The sequence below is a fragment of the Polyangium sp. 15x6 genome (assembly GCF_029960785.1).
GTDB lineage: Bacteria > Myxococcota_A > Polyangia > Polyangiales > Polyangiaceae > Polyangium.
On the sequence record NZ_JASBQE010000023.1, the window covers coordinates 65,418 to 88,459 of the forward strand.

Annotated in this window: 18 protein-coding genes; 12 read left to right on the forward strand and 6 right to left on the reverse strand. The window is 69.6% G+C overall.

Annotation, left to right across the window (positions count from 1 at the left end; all coding sequences use genetic code 11):
• Positions 1-33: 33 nt before the first annotated feature.
• From QHF83_RS19025 to QHF83_RS19035, 3 genes are all read left to right on the forward strand, one after another.
• Positions 34-2,745, forward strand: coding sequence for a hypothetical protein (locus QHF83_RS19025; RefSeq protein ID WP_282419289.1), 2,712 nt, complete (start codon positions 34-36; stop codon positions 2,743-2,745).
• Between the two features lie 83 nt (positions 2,746-2,828).
• Positions 2,829-3,452, forward strand: a complete 624-nt coding sequence (locus QHF83_RS19030; RefSeq protein ID WP_282419290.1) for a LemA family protein — start codon at positions 2,829-2,831, stop codon at positions 3,450-3,452.
• 9 nt (positions 3,453-3,461) lie between these two features.
• Complete coding sequence (locus QHF83_RS19035; protein WP_282419291.1) at positions 3,462-4,196, forward strand: TPM domain-containing protein; 735 nt, start codon at positions 3,462-3,464, stop codon at positions 4,194-4,196.
• Between the two features lie 12 nt (positions 4,197-4,208).
• On the opposite strand, the gene QHF83_RS19040 is transcribed toward QHF83_RS19035, so the two are convergent.
• A complete protein-coding gene (locus QHF83_RS19040; RefSeq protein ID WP_282419292.1) occupies positions 4,209-5,057 on the reverse strand; it encodes a metallophosphoesterase in 849 nt (282 codons plus the stop codon).
• Positions 5,058-5,320: 263 nt separating this feature from the next.
• On the opposite strand from QHF83_RS19040, the gene QHF83_RS19045 reads away from it, so the two are divergent.
• Positions 5,321-6,067, forward strand: coding sequence for a hypothetical protein (locus tag QHF83_RS19045; RefSeq protein WP_282419293.1), 747 nt, complete (start codon positions 5,321-5,323; stop codon positions 6,065-6,067).
• Between the two features lie 3 nt (positions 6,068-6,070).
• Here the strand turns inward: QHF83_RS19045 and QHF83_RS19050 are convergent, their stop codons facing one another.
• From QHF83_RS19050 to QHF83_RS19065, 4 genes are all read right to left on the reverse strand, one after another.
• The gene (locus QHF83_RS19050) at positions 6,071-6,964 is read right to left on the reverse strand and encodes a hypothetical protein (protein ID WP_282419294.1); all 894 of its coding nucleotides are present in this window, start codon (positions 6,962-6,964) and stop codon (positions 6,071-6,073) included.
• A gap of 50 nt (positions 6,965-7,014) precedes the next feature.
• Entirely contained in the window at positions 7,015-8,559 is a 1,545-nt protein-coding gene (locus QHF83_RS19055) for a benzoate-CoA ligase family protein (protein WP_282419295.1), read from the reverse strand.
• A 53-nt stretch (positions 8,560-8,612) separates the two neighbouring features.
• Entirely contained in the window at positions 8,613-9,632 is a 1,020-nt protein-coding gene (locus tag QHF83_RS19060; RefSeq protein WP_282419296.1) for an MBL fold metallo-hydrolase, read from the reverse strand.
• A 92-nt stretch (positions 9,633-9,724) separates the two neighbouring features.
• On the reverse strand, positions 9,725-10,300 hold the full coding sequence (locus tag QHF83_RS19065; RefSeq protein ID WP_282419297.1) for a Uma2 family endonuclease: 576 nt from the start codon (positions 10,298-10,300) through the stop codon (positions 9,725-9,727).
• Positions 10,301-10,710: 410 nt separating this feature from the next.
• On the opposite strand from QHF83_RS19065, the gene QHF83_RS19070 reads away from it, so the two are divergent.
• The 8 genes from QHF83_RS19070 to QHF83_RS19105 all read left to right on the forward strand — a co-directional run bounded on the left by QHF83_RS19070 (position 10,711) and on the right by QHF83_RS19105 (position 22,367).
• Complete coding sequence (locus QHF83_RS19070; protein WP_282419298.1) at positions 10,711-11,196, forward strand: hypothetical protein; 486 nt, start codon at positions 10,711-10,713, stop codon at positions 11,194-11,196.
• 64 nt (positions 11,197-11,260) lie between these two features.
• Positions 11,261-12,439: a hypothetical protein gene (locus QHF83_RS19075; RefSeq protein ID WP_282419299.1), complete on the forward strand. Its 1,179-nt coding sequence runs from the start codon at positions 11,261-11,263 to the stop codon at positions 12,437-12,439.
• Positions 12,436-15,864: a hypothetical protein gene (locus tag QHF83_RS19080; protein WP_282419300.1), complete on the forward strand. Its 3,429-nt coding sequence runs from the start codon at positions 12,436-12,438 to the stop codon at positions 15,862-15,864. Before QHF83_RS19075 ends, QHF83_RS19080 begins: the two co-directional genes overlap by 4 nt.
• A 207-nt stretch (positions 15,865-16,071) precedes the next feature.
• Entirely contained in the window at positions 16,072-17,838 is a 1,767-nt protein-coding gene (locus QHF83_RS19085; protein ID WP_282419301.1) for a fatty acyl-AMP ligase, read from the forward strand.
• Positions 17,838-18,722: a class I SAM-dependent methyltransferase gene (locus QHF83_RS19090; protein ID WP_282419302.1), complete on the forward strand. Its 885-nt coding sequence runs from the start codon at positions 17,838-17,840 to the stop codon at positions 18,720-18,722. Before QHF83_RS19085 ends, QHF83_RS19090 begins: the two co-directional genes overlap by 1 nt.
• A gap of 3 nt (positions 18,723-18,725) precedes the next feature.
• Complete coding sequence (locus tag QHF83_RS19095; protein ID WP_272422618.1) at positions 18,726-18,977, forward strand: acyl carrier protein; 252 nt, start codon at positions 18,726-18,728, stop codon at positions 18,975-18,977.
• Between the two features lie 10 nt (positions 18,978-18,987).
• Positions 18,988-20,229, forward strand: a complete 1,242-nt coding sequence (locus QHF83_RS19100) for a beta-ketoacyl-[acyl-carrier-protein] synthase family protein (protein WP_282419303.1) — start codon at positions 18,988-18,990, stop codon at positions 20,227-20,229.
• 53 nt (positions 20,230-20,282) lie between these two features.
• On the forward strand, positions 20,283-22,367 hold the full coding sequence (locus tag QHF83_RS19105) for a thioredoxin domain-containing protein (RefSeq protein WP_282419304.1): 2,085 nt from the start codon (positions 20,283-20,285) through the stop codon (positions 22,365-22,367).
• A gap of 3 nt (positions 22,368-22,370) precedes the next feature.
• On the opposite strand, the gene QHF83_RS19110 is transcribed toward QHF83_RS19105, so the two are convergent.
• Positions 22,371-23,027 carry a PEGA domain-containing protein gene (locus QHF83_RS19110; protein WP_282419305.1) on the reverse strand — a complete coding sequence of 219 codons (657 nt, stop codon included), beginning with the start codon at positions 23,025-23,027 and terminating at the stop codon, positions 22,371-22,373.
• Positions 23,028-23,042: the final 15 nt, after the last annotated feature.

Below are 23,042 nucleotides of genomic sequence, written 5' to 3' on the forward strand. Positions count from 1 at the left end.
TCGTGCGAGCATGGCCGGCATCGGAGCTTGGCCATGACGAAACGTGCTCGCCCCCGGATCAAGACCCCTGCCCTCCTCGCCTTCGCGCTCGCCGCCGCGCCCGCCCTCGCGTGGGCCTGGGAGCCCATGATCGTGCAATACGATCCGCTGATCCGCATGCCGGGGACGCAGCCGCGGGCGGAGAATGCAATCGAGCCGCCCTCGCAGTGCCTCGGCTGTCACGCGGGATATGCGCCGGCGATCGAGCCAGGGTTCGGCTGGAAAGGCTCGATGATGGGGCAGGCGGCGCGCGATCCGTTCTTCTGGGCCGCGCTGACCGTCGCCGCGCAGGACTCGATCTGGGCGCTCGGCAACCCGAACGGGTCGGACATCTGCCTGCGTTGCCACATGCCGAAGGGGTGGCTCGAGCTCCGGAGCGATCCGACGAACGGTCAGGCGATGGGCGACGCCGATTTCGACGGCGTGCAATGCGATTTCTGTCACCGCATGGTGGATCCGTTCTTCGAGGACACGTTCCAGGGGACGCGCGAGGGGAGCGACTGGGCGGGGTACTGGGACGAGGCGAACATGAGCGGGATGATGTCGTCGGTCGCGGCGGAGAAGACGCGACAGGCGGACATCCTGCAATCGCAGTCGCACACGCTCTTCAATGGGAGTCCGATGTACGGCGCGGATCACAGGCCCGTGAGCCCGACCTATCAGGAGAACGGTGCGGGTCAGTATTACGTGAGCGACAAGGCGGAGCGGCGCGGCTCGTTCGCGGACGCGCAGGCGTTCCACCCGATGCAGTACAGCCGCTATCACAAGAGCAAGTATTACTGCGGGACGTGCCACGACGTGTCGAACCCGGTCATGGCGAACATGGCGGCGAAGGGCACGATGCCGAACGACGGGACGACGGTGCTGCCCACGGAGACGCAATCGCCGTCGGAGTATTTTCACGTCGAGCGTACGTGGTCGGAGTTCATGCTGAGCGATTACGGGCTGCCCGGCGGCGCGCCGGGCGTGGGGCCGTATGCGCCGGGCGAATTCGAGACGGGCCAGCCGGGCGACGCGATCGCGTCGTGCCAGGATTGCCACATGCCGGACGTCGTGGGCGCGGGCGCGTCGATCGTCGGGTCCGTCATCCGGCCGACGGACAGCGTGGAGCACCCTTCGAGCGGGCAGCCCTTGCACGATCTCACGGGCGGCAATGCGTTCGTGCCGTGGCTGCTCGCGAGCACGGTGCCGTCGTCGCCGAATTACGACGCGACGAACGCGGCGCTGCTCGGGCAAGGCGCGGCGGCGCTGACGCTGTCGCTCGACGAGGGGACGAAGCTCGACGCGGCGGCGCTGCTCGCAGGGTCGAACCGCGCGAAATGGACGCTCGGCCGCGCGGCGACGATTCTTTCGCTGTCGTACGATCCCTTGAGCGGCGCGACGTCGTTCCGGGTGCGGAACAACACGGGGCACAAGCTCATCACGGGGTATCCCGAGGGACGGCGCATGTTCCTCAACGTGCGGGTGTTCGACGGCGACAAACTGCTCCACGAGGTGAACCCGTACGACGACGCCGTGGGCACGCTGCGCGGGCTCGATCCCACGTACGCGCCGTCGAGCCCGCCGCTCGGGCCGAACGAGACGCACGACGACGCGCTCGTCTACGAGGCGAAGATGGCGAGCTCGCTCACGGGGCAGACGAAGTCGTTCCACTTCCTCCTCGGAACGGAGCGCTCGAAGGACAACCGCATCCCGCCGAAGGGATTCCGGATCGCCGAGGCGGGAAAACGCATGACCGAGCCGGTCTGGGACGGGTCGGTCTCGCCAAACCTGTTCTCGGCGGAGGAGTACACGGGCGGCTACGACGACGTGAGCTTGACGCTGCCGGCCGGCGGGAGCCGCGTGGAGGTGCGGCTCTATTACCAGACGACGAGCCGCGAATACGTGGAGTTCTTGCGGGACGAGATCCTCGGGACCGGGGCGACGACGCTCACGAGCCCGACGCCGTCGGGCGAGGAGAAGGCGTACATCGTGCAGACGGATCCGTTCTTCGGGCAGCTCCGGGCCTGGGGCGATACGATCTGGCAGCTCTGGGATCACAACAAGGACGTGCCGGGCGCCGCGCCGATCGAGATGACGCGGGCCGGGCTGCTGGTGAAGGACGTCTGTCAGGACGCCGGCGCGAGCGACGGAATGCCCTGCGCCGACGGCGACGCGTGCACGACGGGCGAGACCTGCGCAGGCGGCGCGTGCGCAGGCGGAATGGCCACGAGCTGCGACGATGGGAACCTTTGCACGGACGATGCGTGTGATCCGCAGCTCGGATGCACGCACACGGCGAACGCGGCCGCGTGCGAGGACGGGAATGCATGCACGCTCGACGATACCTGCGCCTTCGGGGTTTGCGCGGGCAGAGTGAAGGTCTGCGTGGACGGCGATCCGTGCACCGTGGATTCGTGTGATCCGCAGGCGGGCTGCCAGTACGTGCCGATTCCCGATTGCGGGAGCGGAGGCGCGGGCGGCAGCGGGGGAAGCGGCAGCGGGGGAAGCGGCGGCGCAGGCGGGAGCGGCGGCGCAGGCGGAAACGGCGGCGCGGGCGGCAGCGGCGGCGATGGCGGGAGCGGCGGCGCCATTCCCTCGAATCCGCCGGACGAGGGCGGCTGCGGCTGCAGGGCCGCCGGGCGCGAGGCGGGCGCAGCGGGCGGGCTCGGCATTGTCTCCGCAATGGCGATGATGGCGCTCCGGCGGCGCAGGCGGAGGGGCTGACCGGTCCATGCGAGAAGAGCGCCCAGCACGATCCGTGCATCCCCCCGTGAGGCGCGGCATGGGCCGTGTGCACGGGGGTCTCGATGAAGCAGGCGCTCTTCGTCCTCGCAGGCGTCCTCATCCTGGTGGTCGTCGTCGCGGCCGCAGGGATCAGCACGTACAATCGGCTCGTCACGCTCGATCAAGCGGTCGATCAGCAATGGGCGCAGGTCGAGAACGTCTACCAGCGGCGCCTCGACCTGGTGCCGAACCTCGTCGAGACCGTCCGCGGCGCGGCGAACTTCGAGCGGGATACGTTCATCCAGGTGGCCGAGGCGAGGAGCCGCGCCCAGTCCGTGACGGGCGGCGGTGCGCAGGCTGCGATCGGGGCCGCGAACGCGCCCGAGGATCCCGCGGCGATGTCGCAATTCCAGGCCGCGCAGGATCAGCTCTCGTCGGCGCTGGGTCGCCTGATCGTGGTCGTCGAGCGATATCCGGAGCTCTCGGCGACGCAGAACTTCCGTGATCTCCAGGCGCAGCTCGAGGGGACGGAGAACCGCATCACCGTCGAGCGCATGCGCTACAACGAGGCGGCGCGGGAGTTCAACACCACGCGCAATCGCTTCCCGACGACCCTCATCGCCGACATGTTCGGCGATCGTTTTGCCGAGAAGATGTATTTCCGGGCCACGGCCGGCGCCGACAAGCCGCCCGCCGTGCAGTTCTGACCGGCGGACATGATTCGCGCCGTCACCTTCCTCGTCCTCGCCGCGTGGCTCACGTTCGTCGGGCTCGCACGTGGGCAAGCCGCGCCCATTCCACCGGCGCCCACCCGCCACGTGACGGATACCGTGGGGTTCCTGTCGCCCGAGGCGCGAGAGCGGCTCGACGAACGCCTGGCGCAATACGAGCAGCAGACGGGCCACCAGGTCGTGGTGTGGATCGGGGATACGATCGGGGACGCGGCGCTCGACGATTGGGCGGTGCGGACGTTCGAGGCGTGGGGGGTCGGGCGGAAGGGGCTCGACGACGGGCTCGTGATGTTCGTCCTGGCCAAGGATCGAAAGATCGATATCGAAGTGGGATATGGCCTGGAAGATCACGTGCCGGACGCGATCGCCTCGCGGGTCATCCGGGAGGTGATGGCCCCGCGGTTGCGGGCTGGCGATCCAAACGGAGCCGTCGACGCGGGCGTGTCGGCATTGCTGCAGGCCATCGAGGGGCACGCCTTCGCGCCCGCGCCCGAGCCCGGGCCCACGACGCAGCCGGAGGCGCGGCGGGGGCACGAGCTCATCTGGATCGGCGTCGCGGTCGTGGCTTTTCTGGTGCTGTTCGCGGTGAATCCGTCGCTCGCGCTCACCATCTTGTGGTTCGTCATGCGCGGAGGTCGCGGCGGGGGCGGAGGAAATGGAGGCGGGTTTTCCGGCGGCGGAGGTCGATCGGGAGGAGGCGGTGCGCGGGGCGGGTGGTGAATTCGTGGAGAATCAGCCGATGTCGAAGAGGCCAATGTCGGGCGGCGCGAAGGCGCGGAACGGGATCTCGACGCCGCCGAGGCCGCGGGAAACGAAGAGGGTGGTGCCTTCGACCTGATGGACGCCGTGCGGGAATCGGCGCGCGAGGCGGCCGCCCGGGACGACGAGGGGAATGCCGCCGGGGAGCGCGACCTGGCCGCCGTGGGTATGGCCGCAGAGGTAAAGCAAGGCGCCGCGGCCGCGGACATGACGGAAGCCGCCGGGCGCGTGGCAAACGGCAATGACGAGCGAGGCGCCCTCGGCCGCGGCAAAGGCGCGGTCACCGTCGGGAATGCCGGTCCAGGGGTCGTCGAGGCCGACGACGGCGAGGTCGTCCATGCGAGCCGCGGCATTGACGAGGACGCTGGCGCCGGCGCGGGCGAGGGCGTCTTCGAGAAGGGAATGGTTCGTCCAGAGGTCGTGATTGCCGAGGACGGCGACCTTGAGGCGAGCGGGGACGTCGCGGACGCGGGCCTCGAGTTCGCGGGCGCGGGCGGGCGTGGCGTCGAGGAAGACGTAATCGCCGCCGAGGACGAGGACGTCGGGCCGAGCAGCGGAGAGGAGCCGAAAAGCCTCGTCGAGGGTGCGCGGCGAGGTGGTGGGGCCGAGGTGGAGGTCGGAGGCAAACGCGATGCGCAAGGGGGAAGAGCGCGGCGCAGGGAGCGAGATACGGCGGTGGACGACACGCACGGAGGAGGCGACGGGCAAACGGCCCCAGACGCGCGCGGGCCAATCGTCGCGGAAGAGGACGCGGAGCGCCGATTCCACGACCCCACGCGCAGCGGAGTAATGGAGGCCGCGGCCGGCGGGGGCTGTGTGCATGCGCCGAGGAGACCACACGCCCCGGGAGGTCGGGGGGAGGGACGGTGGCGCTTCGGTGAAGTTTTGAGAGGGTGTTCCACAGGCGTCGCGAGCGGCTCGAGGCTAGGGAGGCCGAGCGAGGCGTACACCGTACGTCGAGCGAGGCCGACCGACGCATCGAGCCGCGCAGCAGCCTGGGGAACACCCTCTGAGGGATTGACGCCGCTTGTATTGCGTGCCCCTCATGGGTCATGGAACGACGATTTTCTTGGGTAGCAGGGCTCGTGATTGCGGCGGCGTCGTGCCTCGCGGCCTGCGGAGGCGGAGGCGGGACCGGGAACGGCGGCGCAGGCGGAAGTGGGGGCGCGGGCGGTGACGGAAACGGCGGCGCGGGCGGCAGCGGCGGCGCGGGCGGCAGCGGCGGCGGGATGATGGGGCCCGCGTGCACGATGGAGCAGGACAAGCTCGTGCTCGGATCGTGGCCGTGGCTCGGGTTCGAGGATCCGACGCCGGATCTGACGAGCGGCGCGCAGGCGACGGTGGCGGCGGTGGACGCGCTCGGAATGGAGCTCGCATTCGACGCGGGAGGGATGCCCGCGCGGTTCGCCTGGGAAGGCGCGAATCTCGGGGAGGTGTTCGCCGTGGGGGACGTGGTGACGGCGAAGCAGGACAATCAATCGTACCTCGTGAGCGGCGCGAAAGGGCAGGCCGTGGCGATGCGGTACGCTAGCGCCGAGGTCCCGGCGATGTTGCCGGCGATCCCGGGCGGCGGGCCGGAGCTCTCGATCCTGGTCGAATGCGTGAATCAGCAGAAGAAAGATTGTCCGGAGACGGAGTACCGGACGCTGTATTCGATCCAGGCCGTCTCCGGCAATCAAGAGGAGCAGATCCCGAGCGGCGGGACGATGCAGGTGGGGGACTGGAAAATCCACCACGTGAAGACGACGTTCGTCGAGTTCTACACGGGGATGGAGTGCACGCCCGAGCGGTTCTTCGACGGGATGGTGCAGGCGCTCGAAGTGAAGCCCTGAGCGTCAGGGCAGGTCGATCGCGAATCGAACGGCGGCCGGGTCGTCGCCGTGCCGGCCCTCGCGGACGCCGGCGTGGAGACGGACGGCCTCGATCTCGTCCTGAAAACCACCATGACAGCCGCGCGTGTTGTCGGGAATGGCGCGCGGTTGCCAGGCGATCGCGTCCGCGGGCGCGCCGGCGTACCCCTCGTGCCAGGCGTCGGCGACGAATTCGAGGCCGGCCTGGAGCAGGTCGATGCCGAAGGCATTGGGGTGCGGCGAAGGATCACGGGCGGGATCGAGCGCGAGGGAGATGGATGTCGGGGTACCACAGAGCCAGGATCGGGCGCCTCCCTCGCGGGCAATCCACTCCCATTCGGCCTCGGAGAGCAGACGGAAGCCGAGCACGCCGCGGAGCTCGGCGGCGAGGCGCGGCGCGAACGGGACGGGCGCATCCGAGGGGACGTATCCCTCGTCCTCGTCGGGGTACATGTCCGCGAGCCGCGCGTGGGCGAGGCGATCCGGGACGGGCGTGATCGCGCAGAGGAAAGGCAGGACGCGGACGCGGCGCGGTGGCTGGGTCGACCAGCGCACGAGCGCGCGCGCCTCGTCGGCGCGGCCGAGGGGGGCATACAGGGCGGCGATCTCGTCAATCTCGGCCTCGGACAACCCCATCACGAACGTGCCGCCGGGGATGGCCACGAATTGCATCTTCGTGGGCCCGTGGAGCAAAGACGGCAGGCCCGCGGCGCCGATGAGCTGCGAGACCGGCGCGAAGGCAGGCCCGAGGGCCCGCGCAATCTCGGGCGCGAGGGCGAGCCGGGCTTCGGGCTGGAGCGCATCGAACGCCTCGCGCGAGGCGAGCGACGCGAAGCGGGGATGGAGCCTTCGGCTGTACGCGGACGAGAGGAGGGGCATCGGGGCGCGGGTGCTGTAACACACCCCGGATGCGAAGGAAACGACGCGGTTCAGGCGCGACGGAGCTTGCCGCGATCGATCTTGCCGAGGTGGGTGCGGGGCAAGGCGTCGACGAGGAAGACCTCGCGCGGGGCCTTGTACGGTTCGAGTTTTTCCCTCACGAACGTTTTGAGCTCCTCCTCGAGCCCCGGCCGTTTGTCCCGCGGCAGGACGTACGCGTGGGGCTTCGTCAGGCCATTCTCGTCGGCGACGCCGACGACGGCGCACTCCGCGACGGCCGGGTGGCGGAGCAGGCAATTCTCCACCTCGGCGGGCGCGAGCCATTTGCCGCCGACCTTGAGCATGTCGTCGCCGCGGCCGCAGTAGGTGAAATATCCGTCCGCGTCCCTGCGGAGCATGTCGCCGGAGACGTACCACTCGCCGCGGAAGGACCGCATGGTCTTTTCCATCTCGTGCCAGTAGCCGATCGCGCGGGATCTTCCGCGCACCCAGAGCCAGCCGACCTCGCCGTCCGGCAATTCGCGGCCGTCGTCGTCCGCGACCTTGACCTCGAACCCGGGGACGACCTTGCCGAGCGTGCCCGGACGAACGTCGCCGGGGCGGTTCGTGAGGAAGATATGCCACATCTCGGCGGTGCCGAGGCCGTCGCAGAGCTCGACGCCGAAGGTCTTTTTCCAGCGGTCGTAGAGCTCGACCGGCAGGGCCTCGCCCGCGGAGGTCGCGACGCGCACGGAGGAGAGGTCCTGCGCGGCCGCGTCGGGGTGCGAGACCATGTGGTTCACCATCGTGGGCACGTTGATCAGGATGGTCGGGCGGTGCTTCTGGATCTGCTGGAAGAGGGCCTCGGCCGTGCAGCGCTCGGGGAAGAGGATCGAGCTGCCGCCGACGGAGAACGGAAAGAGGAGATTGCAGCCAGTGGCATAACCGAAATAAAGCTTCGGGACGGAGAGGGTGCGGTCGCCCGGGCCATACCCGAGGACACGCTTGCCGAAGAGCTCGGTCGTGTTGACGAACGAGGCGTGCGTCTGGACGGCGGCCTTGGGCCGACCGGTGGTGCCGCCGGAGAAGATCCATATCGCGGCGTCGTCGCGGTGGCTCGGGAAGAGGTCGAGCGTGTCCGGGACGCCCGCGGCGAGGGCCTCGAACGAGGCATGCGGGGCCGGGTTTTCGGCGCCGACGACGAGGATGCGGCGGAGGTGCCGCGCGCCCTTCGAGGCCTCGACGAACGCTTCGAGGTGCTCTGCGTGGACGACCGCGACGGGGGCGCGGGAGTATTCGTAGAAATAGGCAATCTCGTCGGGCTTGAGGTGGCAATTCACCATGACGACGACGCCGCCGATGGCGAGCGTGCCGAAGAAGGCGCCGACGAACTCGGGGATGTCGGGGAGAGCGATGATGACGCGCTCTTCGGGATGAACGCCGAGCCCCCGGAGAACATGGCCAAAACGAGCCGCGAGGCGATCGACGTCGGCGTACGTGAGGCGCCGATCCCCCGCGAGGAGGGCGACACGATCGCCGTGGCCCTCGCGCAGGCGCGCGCGGAGAAACCAGTCGGCCATGTTGAGGTCTTCGGGGATCTCGAAGGGTCGCTCCATGCGCGGGATGGTGCGACGAGGGGGCGCGGGCAAGCAAGCGCTTTCGCGAGGCTCTACCGCACCTCGCGCCACCACGCGTCGAGGCGCGCGAGCGAGCGGCGGATTTCGTCCGGGTCGAGGACGTCGCGGACCTCGCCGATTCGCGGCGCGACGAGCGGGAGGTCGAAGCCGCCGTCACGCGCGCCCTCTTCGAGGACGACAATGGGTTCGTCCCACGTGTGCAGCGCGAGATCGAACGTGCTCCAGTGGACGGGCAGGAAGGGGCCGCCGCCGAGCGCGCGGTGCGCCTCCATGGCCTGCCGGGGCCCGAGGTGGATGTCGCCCCAGGCAGGATGGAAAGCGCCGACTTCGAGGAGGATGAGATCGAAGGGGCCGAACTTCTGACGAATGAGCGGGAGCGTGGGCTCGGGGCCGGTGTCGCCGGAGAAGAAGACGCGGTGGCGAGGGCCGCGGAAGACGTAACTCGCCCAGAGGGTGGTATTGCGATCGAAGGGGCCGCGGCCGGAGAAGTGTTGCGCGGGGGTCGCGGCGACGGCGACGTCGGTGCCGGGAATCAGGGCTTCTTCCCACCAGTCGAGCTCGGTGATGCGCTCGTGTGGCACGCCAAACCCGTCGAGGCGGGCGCCGACGCCGAGCGCGGTGAAGAAATGGGCCTGGGTGGTGCTCGCGAGGAGGCGGACGGCGGCGGCGTCGAGGTGATCGTAATGGTCGTGGCTGACGAGGACGGCGTCGAGCGGCGGGAGCGCGGCAATGGCGACGGGGGGCTCGTGGAAGCGCTTGGGGCCGGCGAGGCGCGTGGGAGAGGCGCGGTCGGCCCAGACGGGATCGGTGAGGATGCGCGCGCCGTCGATTTCGAGCAGGACGGTGGAATGGCCGAGCCACGCGGCGCGGAGGCCGGTCCGCGGCGGGTCGCGCCAGCCGTCGAGGGGCGAGACCATGGGCAGAGGCGCGGGCGGCCTGCGGGAGACGCGGGGGGCGAGAAATTCGCGCAGGACGCCGAACTCGACGCGCGGCGAGCGCAGGACGGCCGGGTTCACGAAGCGGCCGTCGATGAAGTGGGGGGCTCTCTCCATGCGCGCCCGGCGTGTATAGGCTCGCTCGTGGGAGAGGTCGGTGGTCGTTTCGCGTTCCAAGGAAGCTCGGGGCATGGTGGGGGCTCGTTCGTCTAGGGTCCGCGGAACCAGAGAGGCGAAAGGGGGATCTCCACGGCGTCGAACGGTTCGGCGCGGAGGAGCTCGTCGTCGGCGAACACGGCGATGTCCGTGAAATGGCCGTTGATGAGCTTCTTGATCTCGGCCGTGCGCGCGGGCGGATCGACGACCCAGAGGTAGGCGACGCCGACCTTGGCGTAGAAGGGAAACTTGATGCGACGGTCGTATTTTCGATGGGACTGCGAAAGGACCTCGCAAACCCAGTCGGGCACGACCGTGATGGGCCCGTCGTCGGGCACCTCCGGCAAACGCTCGCGGCGCCAGCCGGCGATGTCCGGCGCGACCTCGGGGCTGCCCGACAGCTCGATGCCAGGCTCGGGGAGGATCCACCAGCCGCCGGGGCCGCCGATGCCGTCGTCGAAAGGGTCTCCGATGCGACGGCTGATGATCGAGGAGGCTCGGGTGTGCCCGCCGCGCGGGCGGGGCTGGGTGTACAGGACGCCCTCGATGATCTCGCCCTTCACGCCGGGCGGAAGCGCCTCGAGGTCGGCGTACGTGGCGGGCTTCGTCTCGCGGGCGGCGCTGCGCATGAAGCGGATCTTGCGTGAAGGACGCGAAGAGCGCCAGCGGGCTCAGGCGTCGGTCGGGCGTGGAGGGTACGCGTCCCGAACGGACGCATGCAAGGGTCGAGACCGGGCGGCGAGGGTGCGGGAGGGACGCAGGGCGGGGTCGAGACCGGGCGGTGAGGGTGCGGGAGGGGCGAGCGGCGATCGATAATGCGGCGTGCGGCTCGGCGGATGCGCGGGATGAGCGCGCGATGCCGCAAAACTCCTATGCGCGTATCGAGCTTTCTGGGAGCCGTAGCGTCCGGGAAAAACCCAGCCGGCGAGGCCCTGGTACGTCGAGTTGCCACGGTCGAAATCGTGCCTCGTACACGATTTGCGTACGGCGGATCGACCTCGGGGTTGCGGCGCGCAGGGGATACCCTTAGACAAACCTGATGCGGGACGGGCTGTCGATCATCACCGTCGAGGCGACGAAGGATCACGTGGTCGCCGTCTTCAACCGGATCCTGATCCTCGTGTTCGAGCGCGAGACGACCCTCTCGGCGGTGGCGGCCTGCCGGCGGGCGCTCGATTTGCTGGAGCGGAAATACCCGGACGGGATCACGTGCCTGACAATCGTGGCGGAAAACGCGCCGCTGCCCTCGCAGGAGGCACGGGACGCGCTGGCCGCGCTGGCCGCGGGCGCCGCGGGCAAACGGCTGCGGCGTTCGGCGGTGTGCTTCGAGGGCGGGGGTTTCCGTGGTTCGCTCGTGCGGGGCGTGGCGACGGGGCTGCAAACGATGGCGAAGCTGCCGTTCCCCCACCGGGTGTTCCATTCCCTCGACGCGGCCTCCGCGTGGCTCGCCCCGGAGCTCGGCACCCACCAGATCCGGAGCGCCGTGGACACCGCGCGCCTGAAAGTCCAGGCGCACGCGTCGTGACGAGGCGCGTACGCACGATCCTCACCCACCCTCGTCACGAAAGCGCGCTAGAGTGCGCGCCGCCGTGACCCCGACGATCCGATCCTTCCTCCCCCTCCTCGCCGTAACCCTCGCGTTTTCCGCGGCCTGCACGCCGGAGCCGCAGCCGAAGGAGCCGCTCGGTCAGATCCCGAGCGCGACCACGACGGCCAAGCCCGAGTGGATCCCCTTCGCGATCCGCGCCGGAAAACCCGTGGAGAGCGATCCGCGTGAAAAACACCTCGCCGACCTCCGGCAGCTCACGTTCGGCGGCGAGAACGCCGAGGCGTACTGGTCGCCCGACGGCAAGAAGTTGATCCTGCAGTCGACGCGCGACGGCGCGGCCTGCGATCAGCAGTTCGTGCTCGACCTCGAGACGGGCGAGACGAAGCGCGTGTCGAGCGGCAAGGGCCGGACGACGTGCGGGTACTTCTTCTACCCGAAGGGCGACAAGATCCTCTACAGCACGACCGAGGCCGCAGGCGCCGCGTGCCCGCAGAAGCCCGATCGCTCGCTCGGCTACGTCTGGCCGCTCGATCCGTACGACATCTACGTCGCGAACCCCGACGGCTCCGATCTGAAGCTCCTCCTCGGCGGTCCGGGCTACGACGCCGAAGCGACGATGGCGTTCGACGGCTCGCGCATCGTGTTCACGTCGAGCCGCGACAACGATCTCGAGCTCTACACGATGAAGCCGGACGGGACCGACGTCCGCAGGATCACGAACACGCCCGGCTACGACGGCGGCGCGTTCTTCTCGCCGGACTCGACGAAGCTCGTCTGGCGCGCGAGCCGGCCGGAAGGCAAGGAGCTCGAAGATTTCCGCGCGCTCCTCGGCAAGGGGCTCGTGCGGCCGACGAAGCTCGAGATTTACGTGGGCGGCGTCGAGGGGCAGAACGCGCGCGCCATCACGAAGAACGGTCGCGCGAACTTCGGGCCGTACTTCCTGCCCGACTCGCGCCGCGTGATCTTCTCGTCGAACATGGACTCGCCGCCGGAGCTGCGCGGCGCGCCGAACTTCGAGCTCTACGTGGTCGACTCGGAGGGGCCCGCGACGACGACGGGCGCTCCCGCGAGCGAGAGGATCACGTTCTACGACGGGTTCGACGGCTTCCCGATGTTCTCGCCCGACGGCAAGTACCTCGTGTTCGCCTCGAACCGCTTCGGCACGACGCCCGGCGAGACCAACGTGTTCGTGGCCCGCTGGGTCGAAACCGAGAAATGACCGTCCGCTCGCGCGCCTTCACGTTCCTCGGCGGAAGCCTCCTCGCCGCGGGATGCGGAGCCGGCGAGCCGCCGCCCGCAGCACGCCCCAAGCCCCCACCGCCCGCCGCCGAAGCGCCGCCTCAGGTCGTCTCTCCCGCGCGCTGGTCGTTTCACCCGCCGATGCCCGCGTCGGCGACGGCGACGCTCGCGCTCGAGGACGGCGGCTGCTTGCTCGCCACCGCGGAAGGACATCGCTTCCGCGCGGCGCGGGCCACGAAAGACGGCGCCGTGACGACGTGCCGCGGGCGCGCCGAAGCCGCGCCGGACGTGGCCCCGGAGGCGATCGTGGGGATCACGTCGCAAGGAAAGGCGTCGTGGCTCTTCGTGGGGCAGAGCGGGCGCATCTACGAAGCCGAAGGGCCGCTCGCGCCGATCAAGCGAACGATCGCCGCGCCCGCGCGGTTCGTGCTGGTCGCGAGCGGAGGCCGCACGGTGCTCGGCGCGACGGCGAGCGGAGAGCTGTTCCATCTGGATGAGGGGCCGACGTGGAAGCGCGTGGCGATCGCAGAGCGCGTGTTCGACGTCGCCGTGTCGGACGATGGCCAGGCGCTCGCACTCGCGCTGCCCGAGGCGCTGCTCACGAGCGACGATGGGAAGACGTTTCAGCGGGCGAGCGGCGCTCTGCCCATCGGCGCGCGTCGCGTCGGCCGCACGGAAGAGGGACACCTCGCCGCGCAAGGGATGACGGGGACGCTCGTGTGGGATCCACGAACGAGCGCGACGTTCACGCGGCGGGACGCGGTCGTCGAGACGGAGCCGGGTTCGATCGCGCTCGAGACCTCGTACGCGCCGTCCGCGAGCTCGGTGCTCGAAGGCCGCGCGGTGCTCGACGGCGATCGTTACCTCGAAGTGGTGCTCCCCGAAGACGGCGAGGACTACGCCTTGTTGACGGGCCCGCTCGAGGGTCCGCTGGCGCAGAAGCGCCTGGCCGGCACGAGCGGATGCACGAGCTTGAAGCTCGGCGCGCGCGGGAAACACGTCGCGCTCGGTTGCATGAAGCGAAGCGACGACGATAGCGGCGTCGTCGAGGTGCGGACGAGCCAAGATGACGGCGCGCACTTCAGCGATCCGCTCGTGCTCTTGACGGGTGAGACGTCCACATCTCTCGTGATGTCGAGCGATGGAAGCACGCTCGTCGCGGGCGCCTGCAAGGTCCACGGGGCCGCGGCGACATCGAGCGGATGCACGGGCGCATCTCCACTGCTCGTGCGCCGCGAGGGCACAAAGCTCGTGGCCACGGTCGCGGAGACGCCTTCGCTCTCGGGCACGCCGGTATCGCCAGCGTTCTCCGTCGACGGCCGCTCGGCATATTTTCTCGCGCGGCGTGGCAAGGACGAGAGACTCGCGCTCTACGTGTCGCACGACGGCGGCGAGACGTTCAGCGAGCGCACGCTCGACGTGTCGCGCGCGCATCGCGATGACGGACCTTCGTTCGAGGAAGGCGACGAGGTGCCCGCGGAGGAGGCCGATGCGGACCTCGATCCGCGTGATCAAGCCGCGCTCCGGCCGGGCGACGATGGTACCGTGGGGCTCGCGCTGCTCACGCCGCGCGGGCTCGCGTACGTCACGACGGACGACGACGGTCGTTTGCTCGGCGTGGCGCGTCCGCCCGTGGAGCCGGGGCTCGTCGGCGGAGCGGGCCGGCATGCGGTCGCGTTCTCGGTCTTCCCCGAGAGGCCGCTCGGTGAGCAGCCGATGGGCGCGTGGGAGTCGCTCGACGGCGGCGCGACGTGGACCGAGATCCCCGCGACGCTGAGCCTCACGCGCGAGATCGCAGCGGGCCCGCTGACGCTCGAGTGCAGCGGCGCCGGTTGCCTCGTCGGCGACACGATGAGCCGCGTCGGCTGGAACGGCCAGGCCGAGCCCTTCACCGCGCCGCCCGCGGGCCCGCCCGAGCCGCGCCGCGTGCCTTCGCCGCGCACGCCGATCGTCTGCGAGCTCGATCCACGCGTGAACTGGACTCGCATCGAGGACGTCGATCCGATCCACGCGCTCGGGCTCCCCGGCGTGGATCAGCTCGCGCGGGGACGCTCGATCTGGTCCGTGCTCTCGTTCGATCCACGCACGAACGCCGTGGCCGTGACGACCGCGCTCGGCCCCGAGCGCGGCGAGGGCGAGGCGCGCGTGATCACGCGTCCGCTCCTCGGACCTTCGCCTCAGGGCGCCGAGGTCGCGATGGAGGTCTCGCACCAGACGGAAGGATACGCCGTCGCCCGCGTGCGCTTGCCGCCGCCGAAATCGCCGGAGGGTCCACGCGCCACGGGCCCCATGCGCGACGTCGAGCTCGCGTGGGAGAACTTCATGGAGGGCACGACCGCCAAGGTTCGCCTGCCCGACGCGGGCGCGTTCACGAGCGGCGACGTCAAGGCCGACGGCGCGCGGTGGCTGCTCGACACGGCGCTCATCTCGGTCACGCCGGGCGCGCTCTTCCTCCGGCCGCACGCCCCCGAGTCACGCCAGGACCTCACGTTCCTGCTCGATCCGAAGGGCAAACCGAAGACGTTTCCCTATCCCACCTGGTCCACGTTTCTGCCGAAGGGCGTCACCGACATCCGCATGGATGCCGTGCTCGCCGACGGCAAGCCCCTCGCCGTCGCCACGCTCTCCGACGACGCCGGTCCCCTCACCTTCCTCCTCGCACGCCAGGGCGAAGGCGGCGCCTGGTCCGCGAACGGGATGTCCCTCGCGCCTGGCACCTCGGCCGACGGCGAGCGCCTCGCGCGGAGCGACTGGAGTTACATCGGCAGCACGACGCTCGGCGATCTCGTCGTCTACAGCGAGCCGCGCGCGGGCTTCGCCGCGGCCTCGTTCCACGCATTCCGCAGCGACGGCACGTTCGGCCCAGCCATCGCCGTCCCCACGCCGTTCGACCTCCCCGACTTGCCGCGCGCCTGCAAACCCGACGAAGGCCGCACCACGCCTCGCTTCGCCGCGCACGCCTTCGTCGGCCGCGAGCCCATGTACCCCGGTCGGCGCCACGCGGTCCTCGTCAGCGAATCCCCGGAGCGCCTGTCCGAAGCTTGGGGGCAACGCTCGGACAAGCCGAGCTCCGCCCCCAAACCCCCGCCACTCACCGAGTCCATGACCCTGCTCACGGCGGGCGTCGTCCTCCACGGCACCAAAGAATCGCCGTGTGTCGCGGCGTGGGAGGCGATCGGCCTCGATCGCGTCCCGACGATCGCCGTCCTCGGGGGCAACCTCGCGCAGAGCTGGGTCTTCCGCCCCGCGACGCCGAAGCCTCCGCCGAGCCCGACCACCGGCAAGCCCGCGCCGCCGCAGACCCTCGCGATCGAGCACCGCCCCATGACCTGCCGCTTCGATCCGAGCGCCAAGGCGCCCGAAGGCATCGACAGCCAGCCCGGCACCTACGTCTGGGCCCCCTGAATCGGTACGACAGCATACGCGAACAGATTTTCTCTGACGCATCGCACCTGTCGAAAATCCGACACACCCACCCCGAACGAGCGCCGGATTTCCTTTCGATTTCCAGCATTTATCGTTTCTGGTTGATTTGGTCCGGGATTCGCTTATGCCTGCGTCTCGGCTTTCCGGCGATTCATGACCGGGTAGCCAGGACGTACCTCCGGGGCCATGCGCACGTTCATCGATGTTCTCCGCGAAAACACGGTCCATGCTGACCGGGCGGTCACTTTCGTGCGCACGAACGGCCAGGAGCGCCGCGTCGCATATCCGGAGCTCTGGGCCGAGGCGAGCCGCCGCGCCCGCGCGCTCCAGGCGCTCGGCCTGTCGAAAGGGGATCGCGTCGCGCTGATCCTCCCGGAGCCCGACGAGTTCGTCCTTTCCTTCATCGGTGCCCTCACGGCAGGCCTCGTGGCCGTGCCGATGTACCCGCCCGCGACCCTCGCCAAGCTCGAAGCCTACGGCGACACCGTGCGTCACGTGCTCGCGGCCTCGGGCGCGCGCGTGGTCGTCACGAACGACGCGCTGCGCCCGCTCATCCAGGAGCACCTGCTCGGCTCGCAGAGCGCGGACACGCGGCTCGTGATCGAGCGCGAGCTCGGCGCGATCGATCCTGGCTCGGCGCACGCCACGCTGCCCGACGTTCGCGGCGAGGATCTCGCGTTCCTCCAGTTCACCTCGGGCTCGACCTCGCGCCCCAAGGGCGTGATGGTCACGCACGAGAACCTGAGCGTGAACAGCCACGCGATCATGTTCGACGGGCTGCGCTCGACGCCCGAGGATCGCGGCGTCTCGTGGCTGCCGCTCTACCACGACATGGGCCTCATCGGCTTCGTGATCGCGCCGGTCTACGCGCTCGTGCAGGTGATGTTCCTGCCGACGATGTCGTTCATCCGCAGGCCCTCGCTCTGGCTCGAATCGATCCACCGCTTCCGCGGCTCGATCACGTTCGCGCCGAACTTCGCCTTCGCGCTGGCGACGCGCGCCGTGACCGAGGGCCAGGCCGGGAGCTGGGATCTCTCGTGCCTGCGCGCGCTCGGCTGCGGCGCCGAGCCGATCCAGGCCGACGTGCTGCGCGCCTTCCTCGCGAGGTTCGCGAAGAACGGCCTCTCGCCCGAGAGCATCCTGCCCTGCTACGGCATGGCCGAGGCCACGCTCGCCGTGACGTTCCACGATCTCGGCAAACCCCTCGCGACCGAGCGGCTCGACCTCGCCACCATGAAAAACGGCAAGGCCGAGCCGACGAAGGACGAGGCTCCCTCGCTCGAGCTCGTCTCGTGCGGGCGGCCCTTCCCCGGGCACGAGCTCTTGATCGTGGGCCCGGACGGCGCGCCGCTCGGCGAGCGAAAGGTCGGCGAGATCTGGTTGCGCGGGCCGAGCGTGACCGCGGGGTATTTCGGCGATGCCGAGGCGACGGCCGAGACGTTCGGCGGGGGTTATCTGCGCACGGGCGACCTCGGGTACAGCGCCGACGGCAATGTCTACATCTGCGGCCGTTCGAAGGACCTCATCATCCTGAACGGGAAAAACCATTACCCGCAGGACATCGAGCGCGTGGCCTCCACGGTCGACGGCATCCGCGACGGGCAATGCGTGGCCTTCGCGCGGCGCGGCGCGAGCGGCGCCGAGGAAGCCGTGCTCGTGGCGGAGTCGCGGCGCCTCGGCGAGGCGAAACGCGCGCTCATCGAGGCGGTCACGCTCGCGGTGCGGTCCGAGCTCGGCGTGCAGCTCGCCGAGGTCGTGCTGATCAAGCGCGGCACGCTGCCGAAGACGTCGAGCGGCAAGGTGCGCCGCCGCGAGACGAAGATGCGTCTCGAAAACGGGCAGCTCGAGCTCGTGGGGGATCCGGGCGAGGACCCGAGCGCGTCATTCGATTCCCCTGCCGTCCCCTCTCCCCGCGCGCCCGCCCGGGAGACCGAAACCCGAGGAGCTCTCTGATGGGATCCAGCCAAGCGGACGTCGAAGTCAGCTACGACGTCTCCAACGAGTTCTTCCGCCTCTGGCTCGACGAGCGCATGAACTACACGTGCGCCGTCTTCGAGTCGCCCGATCAATCACTCGAGGCCGCGCAGCTCAACAAGCTGCGCATCCTCAGCGATTTCGCGAAAGCCGGCCCGGGCAAGGCCGTGCTCGACATCGGCTGCGGCTGGGGCGCGTGTGTCGAGTACCTCGCGACGACGCGCAAGGTCCAAAGGGCCGTGGGCATCACGCTCTCGCGCGCGATGGCCGCCGAGGTCAATCTCCGGAACATCCCGGGCGTCGAATGTGTCGCGTCCGATTTCATGCAATGGGAGACGTCGGAGAAATTCGACGGCCTCATCTCGATCTGCATGATCGACCATCTCTGCTCGCTCGAGGAGGCGCGGCAGGGCAAGGCCGTCGACATCTACCGGCGTTATTTCGAGAAGTGCTGGAAGCTCACGAAGCCGGGCTCCACGTTCGGCTTCCAGGCGATCCTGCGCAATCGCACGCCGAAGATGCGGCCCTGGGGCGGGCTCCCCGCCGATACGCGGAAGGACCTCGAAGATTTCTCGTTCTCGTCGAAGGAGATCTTCCCGAACGGCCTGAACCCGCGGCTCGACGAGCTCATCCAGGCCATCAATCCCTGGTGGGAGGTCAAGACGCTCCACACGCGGCGCGAGCATTACCAGCGCACGACGGCGGAGTGGCTCCGGCGCCTCCGCCTGAACGAGACCACGATCCGGGCGAAGTGGGGCGACAAGGTCTTCGAGGATTACGACCGGTACCTCTCCACCTGCGTCCGCGCATTCGACATCCACTACAGCTCCCTCGTCCAGATGGAGCTCGAGAGGATTGGCTGAGACATGAGTGAGAAGCGCGATCTGCTCGAAATGTTCAAGACCGTGGCCGCGCGCGTCGACAAGCGCCCCTTCCCGAACGTGACGCCTGCGTCCAAGATCAGCGAGCTCGGCATCGACTCGCTCTCCGTGATGCAGATCGTCGGGGAGCTCGAGACCGAGCTCGGGATCGTGATCCCCGACGAGGACCTCGTCGAGCTCGTCACGGTCGGCGATCTATGCAAGAAGGTGGAGGCCCGGCTCGCCGCCGGCGGCTGATCCCGCCCCCATGCCCCGCCGCGTCGTCGTGACCGGAATGGGAATCGTGAGCCCCGTCGGCTCCGACGTCCCGACCTTCTGGGAGAGCCTGCTCGCCGGGCGCTCGGGCGTCTCGTACATCCGCGAGTTCCCGACCGACAAACTCCGCAGCGACATCGCCGCGAGCGTGAGCGATTTCGACGTTTCGCGGTACATGTCCCCCAAGGAGGCCGAGGTCTACGGCCGCGTGACGCATTTCAGCCTCGGCGCGGCCGTCGAGGCCGTGGCCATGGCCGGGCTCGACAAGGAGTCCGCCGCGGCGCGGTCGCGCGTCGGCTGCTTGATGTCGACCGGCATGGGATCGGTCGACATCTTCGAGGAGCAGATCGCGCGGAGTAACGAGCGCGGACCGCGCGCGGTGTCGCCGTATTTCGTGCCGGGCGTCATGCCGAACGGCGCGGCCGCGCTCATTTCGATGCGTCATGGCTTCATGGGCCCGTCCTATAGCCTCGCGAGCGCCTGCGCGACGGGCACGCATTCGATCGCGACGAGCGCGCTCCTCATCGAGGCGGGCGAGGCCGACGTGATGATCGCGGGCGGCGCGGAGGCGGCGACGCGGTTGAACACCGTCGCGGGCTTCGGCAATGCGCGCGCGCTCTCGAAGGCGTTCGAGGGCGATCCGACCCGCGCGAGCCGGCCGTTCGACAAACGGCGCCAGGGGTTCGTCATGGGCGAAGGCGCTGGCGTGCTCGTGCTCGAAGAGGAAGAGCATGCGAAGCGGCGCGGGGCGAAGCCGCTCGCGGTCGTCGGCGGCTTCGGCATGACCACGGACGCCGAGCACCTCACGCGCCCGCACCCCGAGGGCCTCGGCCTCGCGCTCGCCCTCGAGCGCGCTCTCCAGCGAGCCGGCATCGGCCCCGAGGCGATCGATTACCTCAACCCGCACGCGACCTCGACGCCGCAGGGCGACATGGCCGAGATCCTCGCCTTCCGCCGCGTCTTCGGCGAGCGGCTCGCCGAGATCCCGATCTCGGCGACGAAATCGATGATCGGGCACCTGCTCGGCGGCGCGGGCGCGGCCGAGACGATCGCGGTCGTGTGTTCGCTGCGTGATCAGGTGCTGCATCCGTCGATCAACGTCGACGAGCTCGATCCGGAGCTCGGCCCGCTCGACGTCGTGCGGAGCCGAAGGCCCGCGCCCGTCGGCTGGGCGGCGAAATGCTCGGCGGGCTTCGGCGGGCACAACTGCGCGCTCGTGCTCGGCAAAGCCTGAAAGCAGGGAAATCCGCCTTCCCGCCGGGGTAGCGATGCCCTAGGTGCTCTCCCATGAGCGCCCACGAGAACAGGCTCGCGAAGGAGAAGTCGCCGTACCTCCTGCAGCACGCGCGAAACCCGGTCGACTGGTATCCGTGGGGCGTCGAGGCGCTCGAACGCGCGAAGCGGGAGGACAAACCCATCCTGCTCTCGATCGGCTACGCCGCCTGCCACTGGTGCCACGTGATGGAGCGCGAGTCGTTCGAGAACGACGCGATCGCGAAGCGCATGAACGAGCTCTTCGTGAACGTGAAGGTCGATCGTGAGGAGCGCCCGGATCTCGATCAGGTCTACCAGCTCGTGGTGCAGCTCATGGGCCGGAGCGGCGGCTGGCCGCTCACCGTGTTCCTGACGCCGGATCAAAAGCCGTTCTTCGCCGGAACGTACTTCCCGCCGGCGGACAAGTACGGCGTGCCCGGCTTCCCCGCGATCCTCGAGGCGGTCGCGGACGCGTACAAGCGACGCCGCGGCGAGGTGCTCGCGCAGGCCGGTGAGATCACGCAGGAGATCTCGCGCGTGGGCGCGTTGCCGGCAGGCGAGGGCGCGATCGGGCAGGACCTCTTGCGCCGTGCATGCCGGCGCCTGCTCGCGCGCTTCGACAGCCACAACGGCGGCTTCGGCGCGCGCCCCAAGTTCCCGAACACGATGTCGCTCGACGTGCTCTTGCTCCGCGGCGCGCTCGAGGGCGACGCGGTCTCGAAGGAGAGCGTGGATCTCGCTCTCGACAAGATGCAGAAGGGCGGGATCTGGGATCACCTGCGCGGCGGCTTCCACCGCTACTCGACGGACGCGCGCTGGCTCGTGCCGCACTTCGAGAAGATGCTCTACGACAACGCGCTCTTGCTGCGGCTCTACGCCGATGGCTACCGCGCGCTCGGGAACGCGCGCTTCGCAGAGACGGCGCGCGCGATCGTCGCGTACCTCTTCGCCGAGATGCGTGACGTGTCGGGCGCGTTTTACGCGTCGCAGGACGCGGACTCCGAGGGCCAAGAAGGAAAGTTCTTCGTGTGGAAGCTCGGCGATCTGCGCGCGGCCCTGGGCGACGATCACGAGGCGTACGAGGTCGCGCGGGTCCACTTCGGCATCACGGAAGAGGGCAACTTCGAGGAGACCGGCGCGACGGTGCTCTCGGAGGTGCGCTCGATCGAACGAACCGCGGCGATCGTGGATCTCGCGCCGGACGTGGCGAAGCACGCGCTCGAACGAGCGCGCACGAAGATGCTCGCGGCGCGGGAGCATCGGCCGCGGCCGATGCGTGACGACAAGATCCTCGCGAGCTGGAACGCGCTGCTCATCGGCGCGCTCGCCGAGGCCGGCCGCGCGCTCGACGAGCCTTCGTGGATCGGCGCGGCGGAGGTCGCGTTCGCGGCGCTCGAGGAGCGGCTCGTGCGAGATGGCCGCGTGCGCCGGTACTACATGCCGGGCGAGAACGAGGCGCCGGAGTCGCGGCGCGGGTTCCTCGATGATCAAGCGTACGTCGGCTGCGCCGCGCTCGATCTCTACGAAGCCACGGGCAACCCGCGGTACGTCGCCGTCGCCCGCGCGATCGCCGATGCGATGATCACGCATCACGAGGACAAACACGAGGGCGGATTCTTCTTCGCGCCCGACGACGGCGACGCGCTCATCGCACGCACGAAGGACGTCTTCGATCAGGCCGTGCCGTCCGGCGCATCCATGGCCGCGGAGCTTTGCCTGCGGCTCGGAGAGATCGCGGAGGAGAAGTACACCGAGCACGGTCGACGGCAGATCGAGCCGATCGGCCCCACCGCGATCGACAACCCGCTCGGTCTCGGTAAAGCCGTCGCCGTGCTCGATCGGCTCGTGCGCGGGACGGTGGACGTCGTACTCGTGGGGGATCCATCGAGCGAGCGAGCACAGGTGCTCGCGCGGGCCGTGTTCCGTCGCTACTTGCCGCACAGGAACGTGGTGTGGGTCGATCCGCGCCGGCCGGAGACGACCGAAGCGGCGTCGGTGCTCGCCGAGGGCAAGACCGCGCGGGGCGACGACACCGTGGCGTATGTTTGTCGGAATCGAACCTGCTCGGCGCCCGTGTCGAACGTGGCGACACTCGAAGCGCTCCTCGACGAGCGATGAGGATCAGCGCCGCGGCTGCGGCTCTGCGGGCGCCTTCGCGGGGATGACGGTGCGCTCGGCCTCGGTCTGCATCGCGACCTTGAAGGCCGTGGTTTGTCCGGGGATGAGGTTCACGGTGATCACCTTGTCGGGCGCGCCCTTGCGCTGGATCGTGATGTCGTGTTTGCCCGGGGGCAGCGACACGTTCGTATGCGGCGCGGGGCCGAGCTTGCGCCTGCCGTCGACGATCACCTGATCACAAGCCGGATCGCAGACGACCGAGAGAAACCCGTCGGCCTTGATCATCTTCGCCGCGACGCGCGCCGCGATGTCCGGCGGAGGCTCGGCCGGAGGCGCCGCTTGCTGCGAGAGTTTCACGTTGAGGAGCGCCGTCTCGCCCGGCTTCACCACGACCTCGAGCTTCTTCTCCTCGTAGCCCTTGCGGCGCAGCGTGAGCTTGTGCGTCCCCGCAGGGAGTTCTACGCGCACGACCGGGGAAGGGCCGAGCGATTTGCCGTCGACGAAGACCCCCTCGCAGCCCGGGTTGCAAGCGACGGTGACGAAGCCACTCGCTCGCGCGGCGTCGGGCTGCGGGGCCTTCTCGGGGCGGGTCGCCTCGGCGGCGAGCGCGACGCCGGGGACGACGAGGGCGAGCACCAAAGCGAAGGCGTGCTTCATCATGACCATTGTGCCTCG

Bases quoted from the DNA above. Each gene is read 5' to 3' on its own strand.
- QHF83_RS19025 (WP_282419289.1), top strand. From the start codon at position 34: ATGACGAAACGTGCTCGCCCCCGGATCAAGACCCCTGCCCTCCTCGCC.
- QHF83_RS19030 (WP_282419290.1), top strand. From the start codon at position 2,829: ATGAAGCAGGCGCTCTTCGTCCTCGCAGGCGTCCTCATCCTGGTGGTC.
- QHF83_RS19035 (WP_282419291.1), top strand. From the start codon at position 3,462: ATGATTCGCGCCGTCACCTTCCTCGTCCTCGCCGCGTGGCTCACGTTC.
- QHF83_RS19040 (WP_282419292.1), bottom strand. From the start codon at position 5,057: ATGCACACAGCCCCCGCCGGCCGCGGCCTCCATTACTCCGCTGCGCGT.
- QHF83_RS19050 (WP_282419294.1), bottom strand. From the start codon at position 6,964: ATGCCCCTCCTCTCGTCCGCGTACAGCCGAAGGCTCCATCCCCGCTTC.
- QHF83_RS19055 (WP_282419295.1), bottom strand. From the start codon at position 8,559: ATGGAGCGACCCTTCGAGATCCCCGAAGACCTCAACATGGCCGACTGG.
- QHF83_RS19060 (WP_282419296.1), bottom strand. From the start codon at position 9,632: ATGGAGAGAGCCCCCCACTTCATCGACGGCCGCTTCGTGAACCCGGCC.
- QHF83_RS19065 (WP_282419297.1), bottom strand. From the start codon at position 10,300: ATGCGCAGCGCCGCCCGCGAGACGAAGCCCGCCACGTACGCCGACCTC.
- QHF83_RS19070 (WP_282419298.1), top strand. From the start codon at position 10,711: ATGCGGGACGGGCTGTCGATCATCACCGTCGAGGCGACGAAGGATCAC.
- QHF83_RS19080 (WP_282419300.1), top strand. From the start codon at position 12,436: ATGACCGTCCGCTCGCGCGCCTTCACGTTCCTCGGCGGAAGCCTCCTC.
- QHF83_RS19085 (WP_282419301.1), top strand. From the start codon at position 16,072: ATGCGCACGTTCATCGATGTTCTCCGCGAAAACACGGTCCATGCTGAC.
- QHF83_RS19090 (WP_282419302.1), top strand. From the start codon at position 17,838: ATGGGATCCAGCCAAGCGGACGTCGAAGTCAGCTACGACGTCTCCAAC.
- QHF83_RS19095 (WP_272422618.1), top strand. From the start codon at position 18,726: ATGAGTGAGAAGCGCGATCTGCTCGAAATGTTCAAGACCGTGGCCGCG.
- QHF83_RS19100 (WP_282419303.1), top strand. From the start codon at position 18,988: ATGCCCCGCCGCGTCGTCGTGACCGGAATGGGAATCGTGAGCCCCGTC.
- QHF83_RS19105 (WP_282419304.1), top strand. From the start codon at position 20,283: ATGAGCGCCCACGAGAACAGGCTCGCGAAGGAGAAGTCGCCGTACCTC.
- QHF83_RS19110 (WP_282419305.1), bottom strand. From the start codon at position 23,027: ATGATGAAGCACGCCTTCGCTTTGGTGCTCGCCCTCGTCGTCCCCGGC.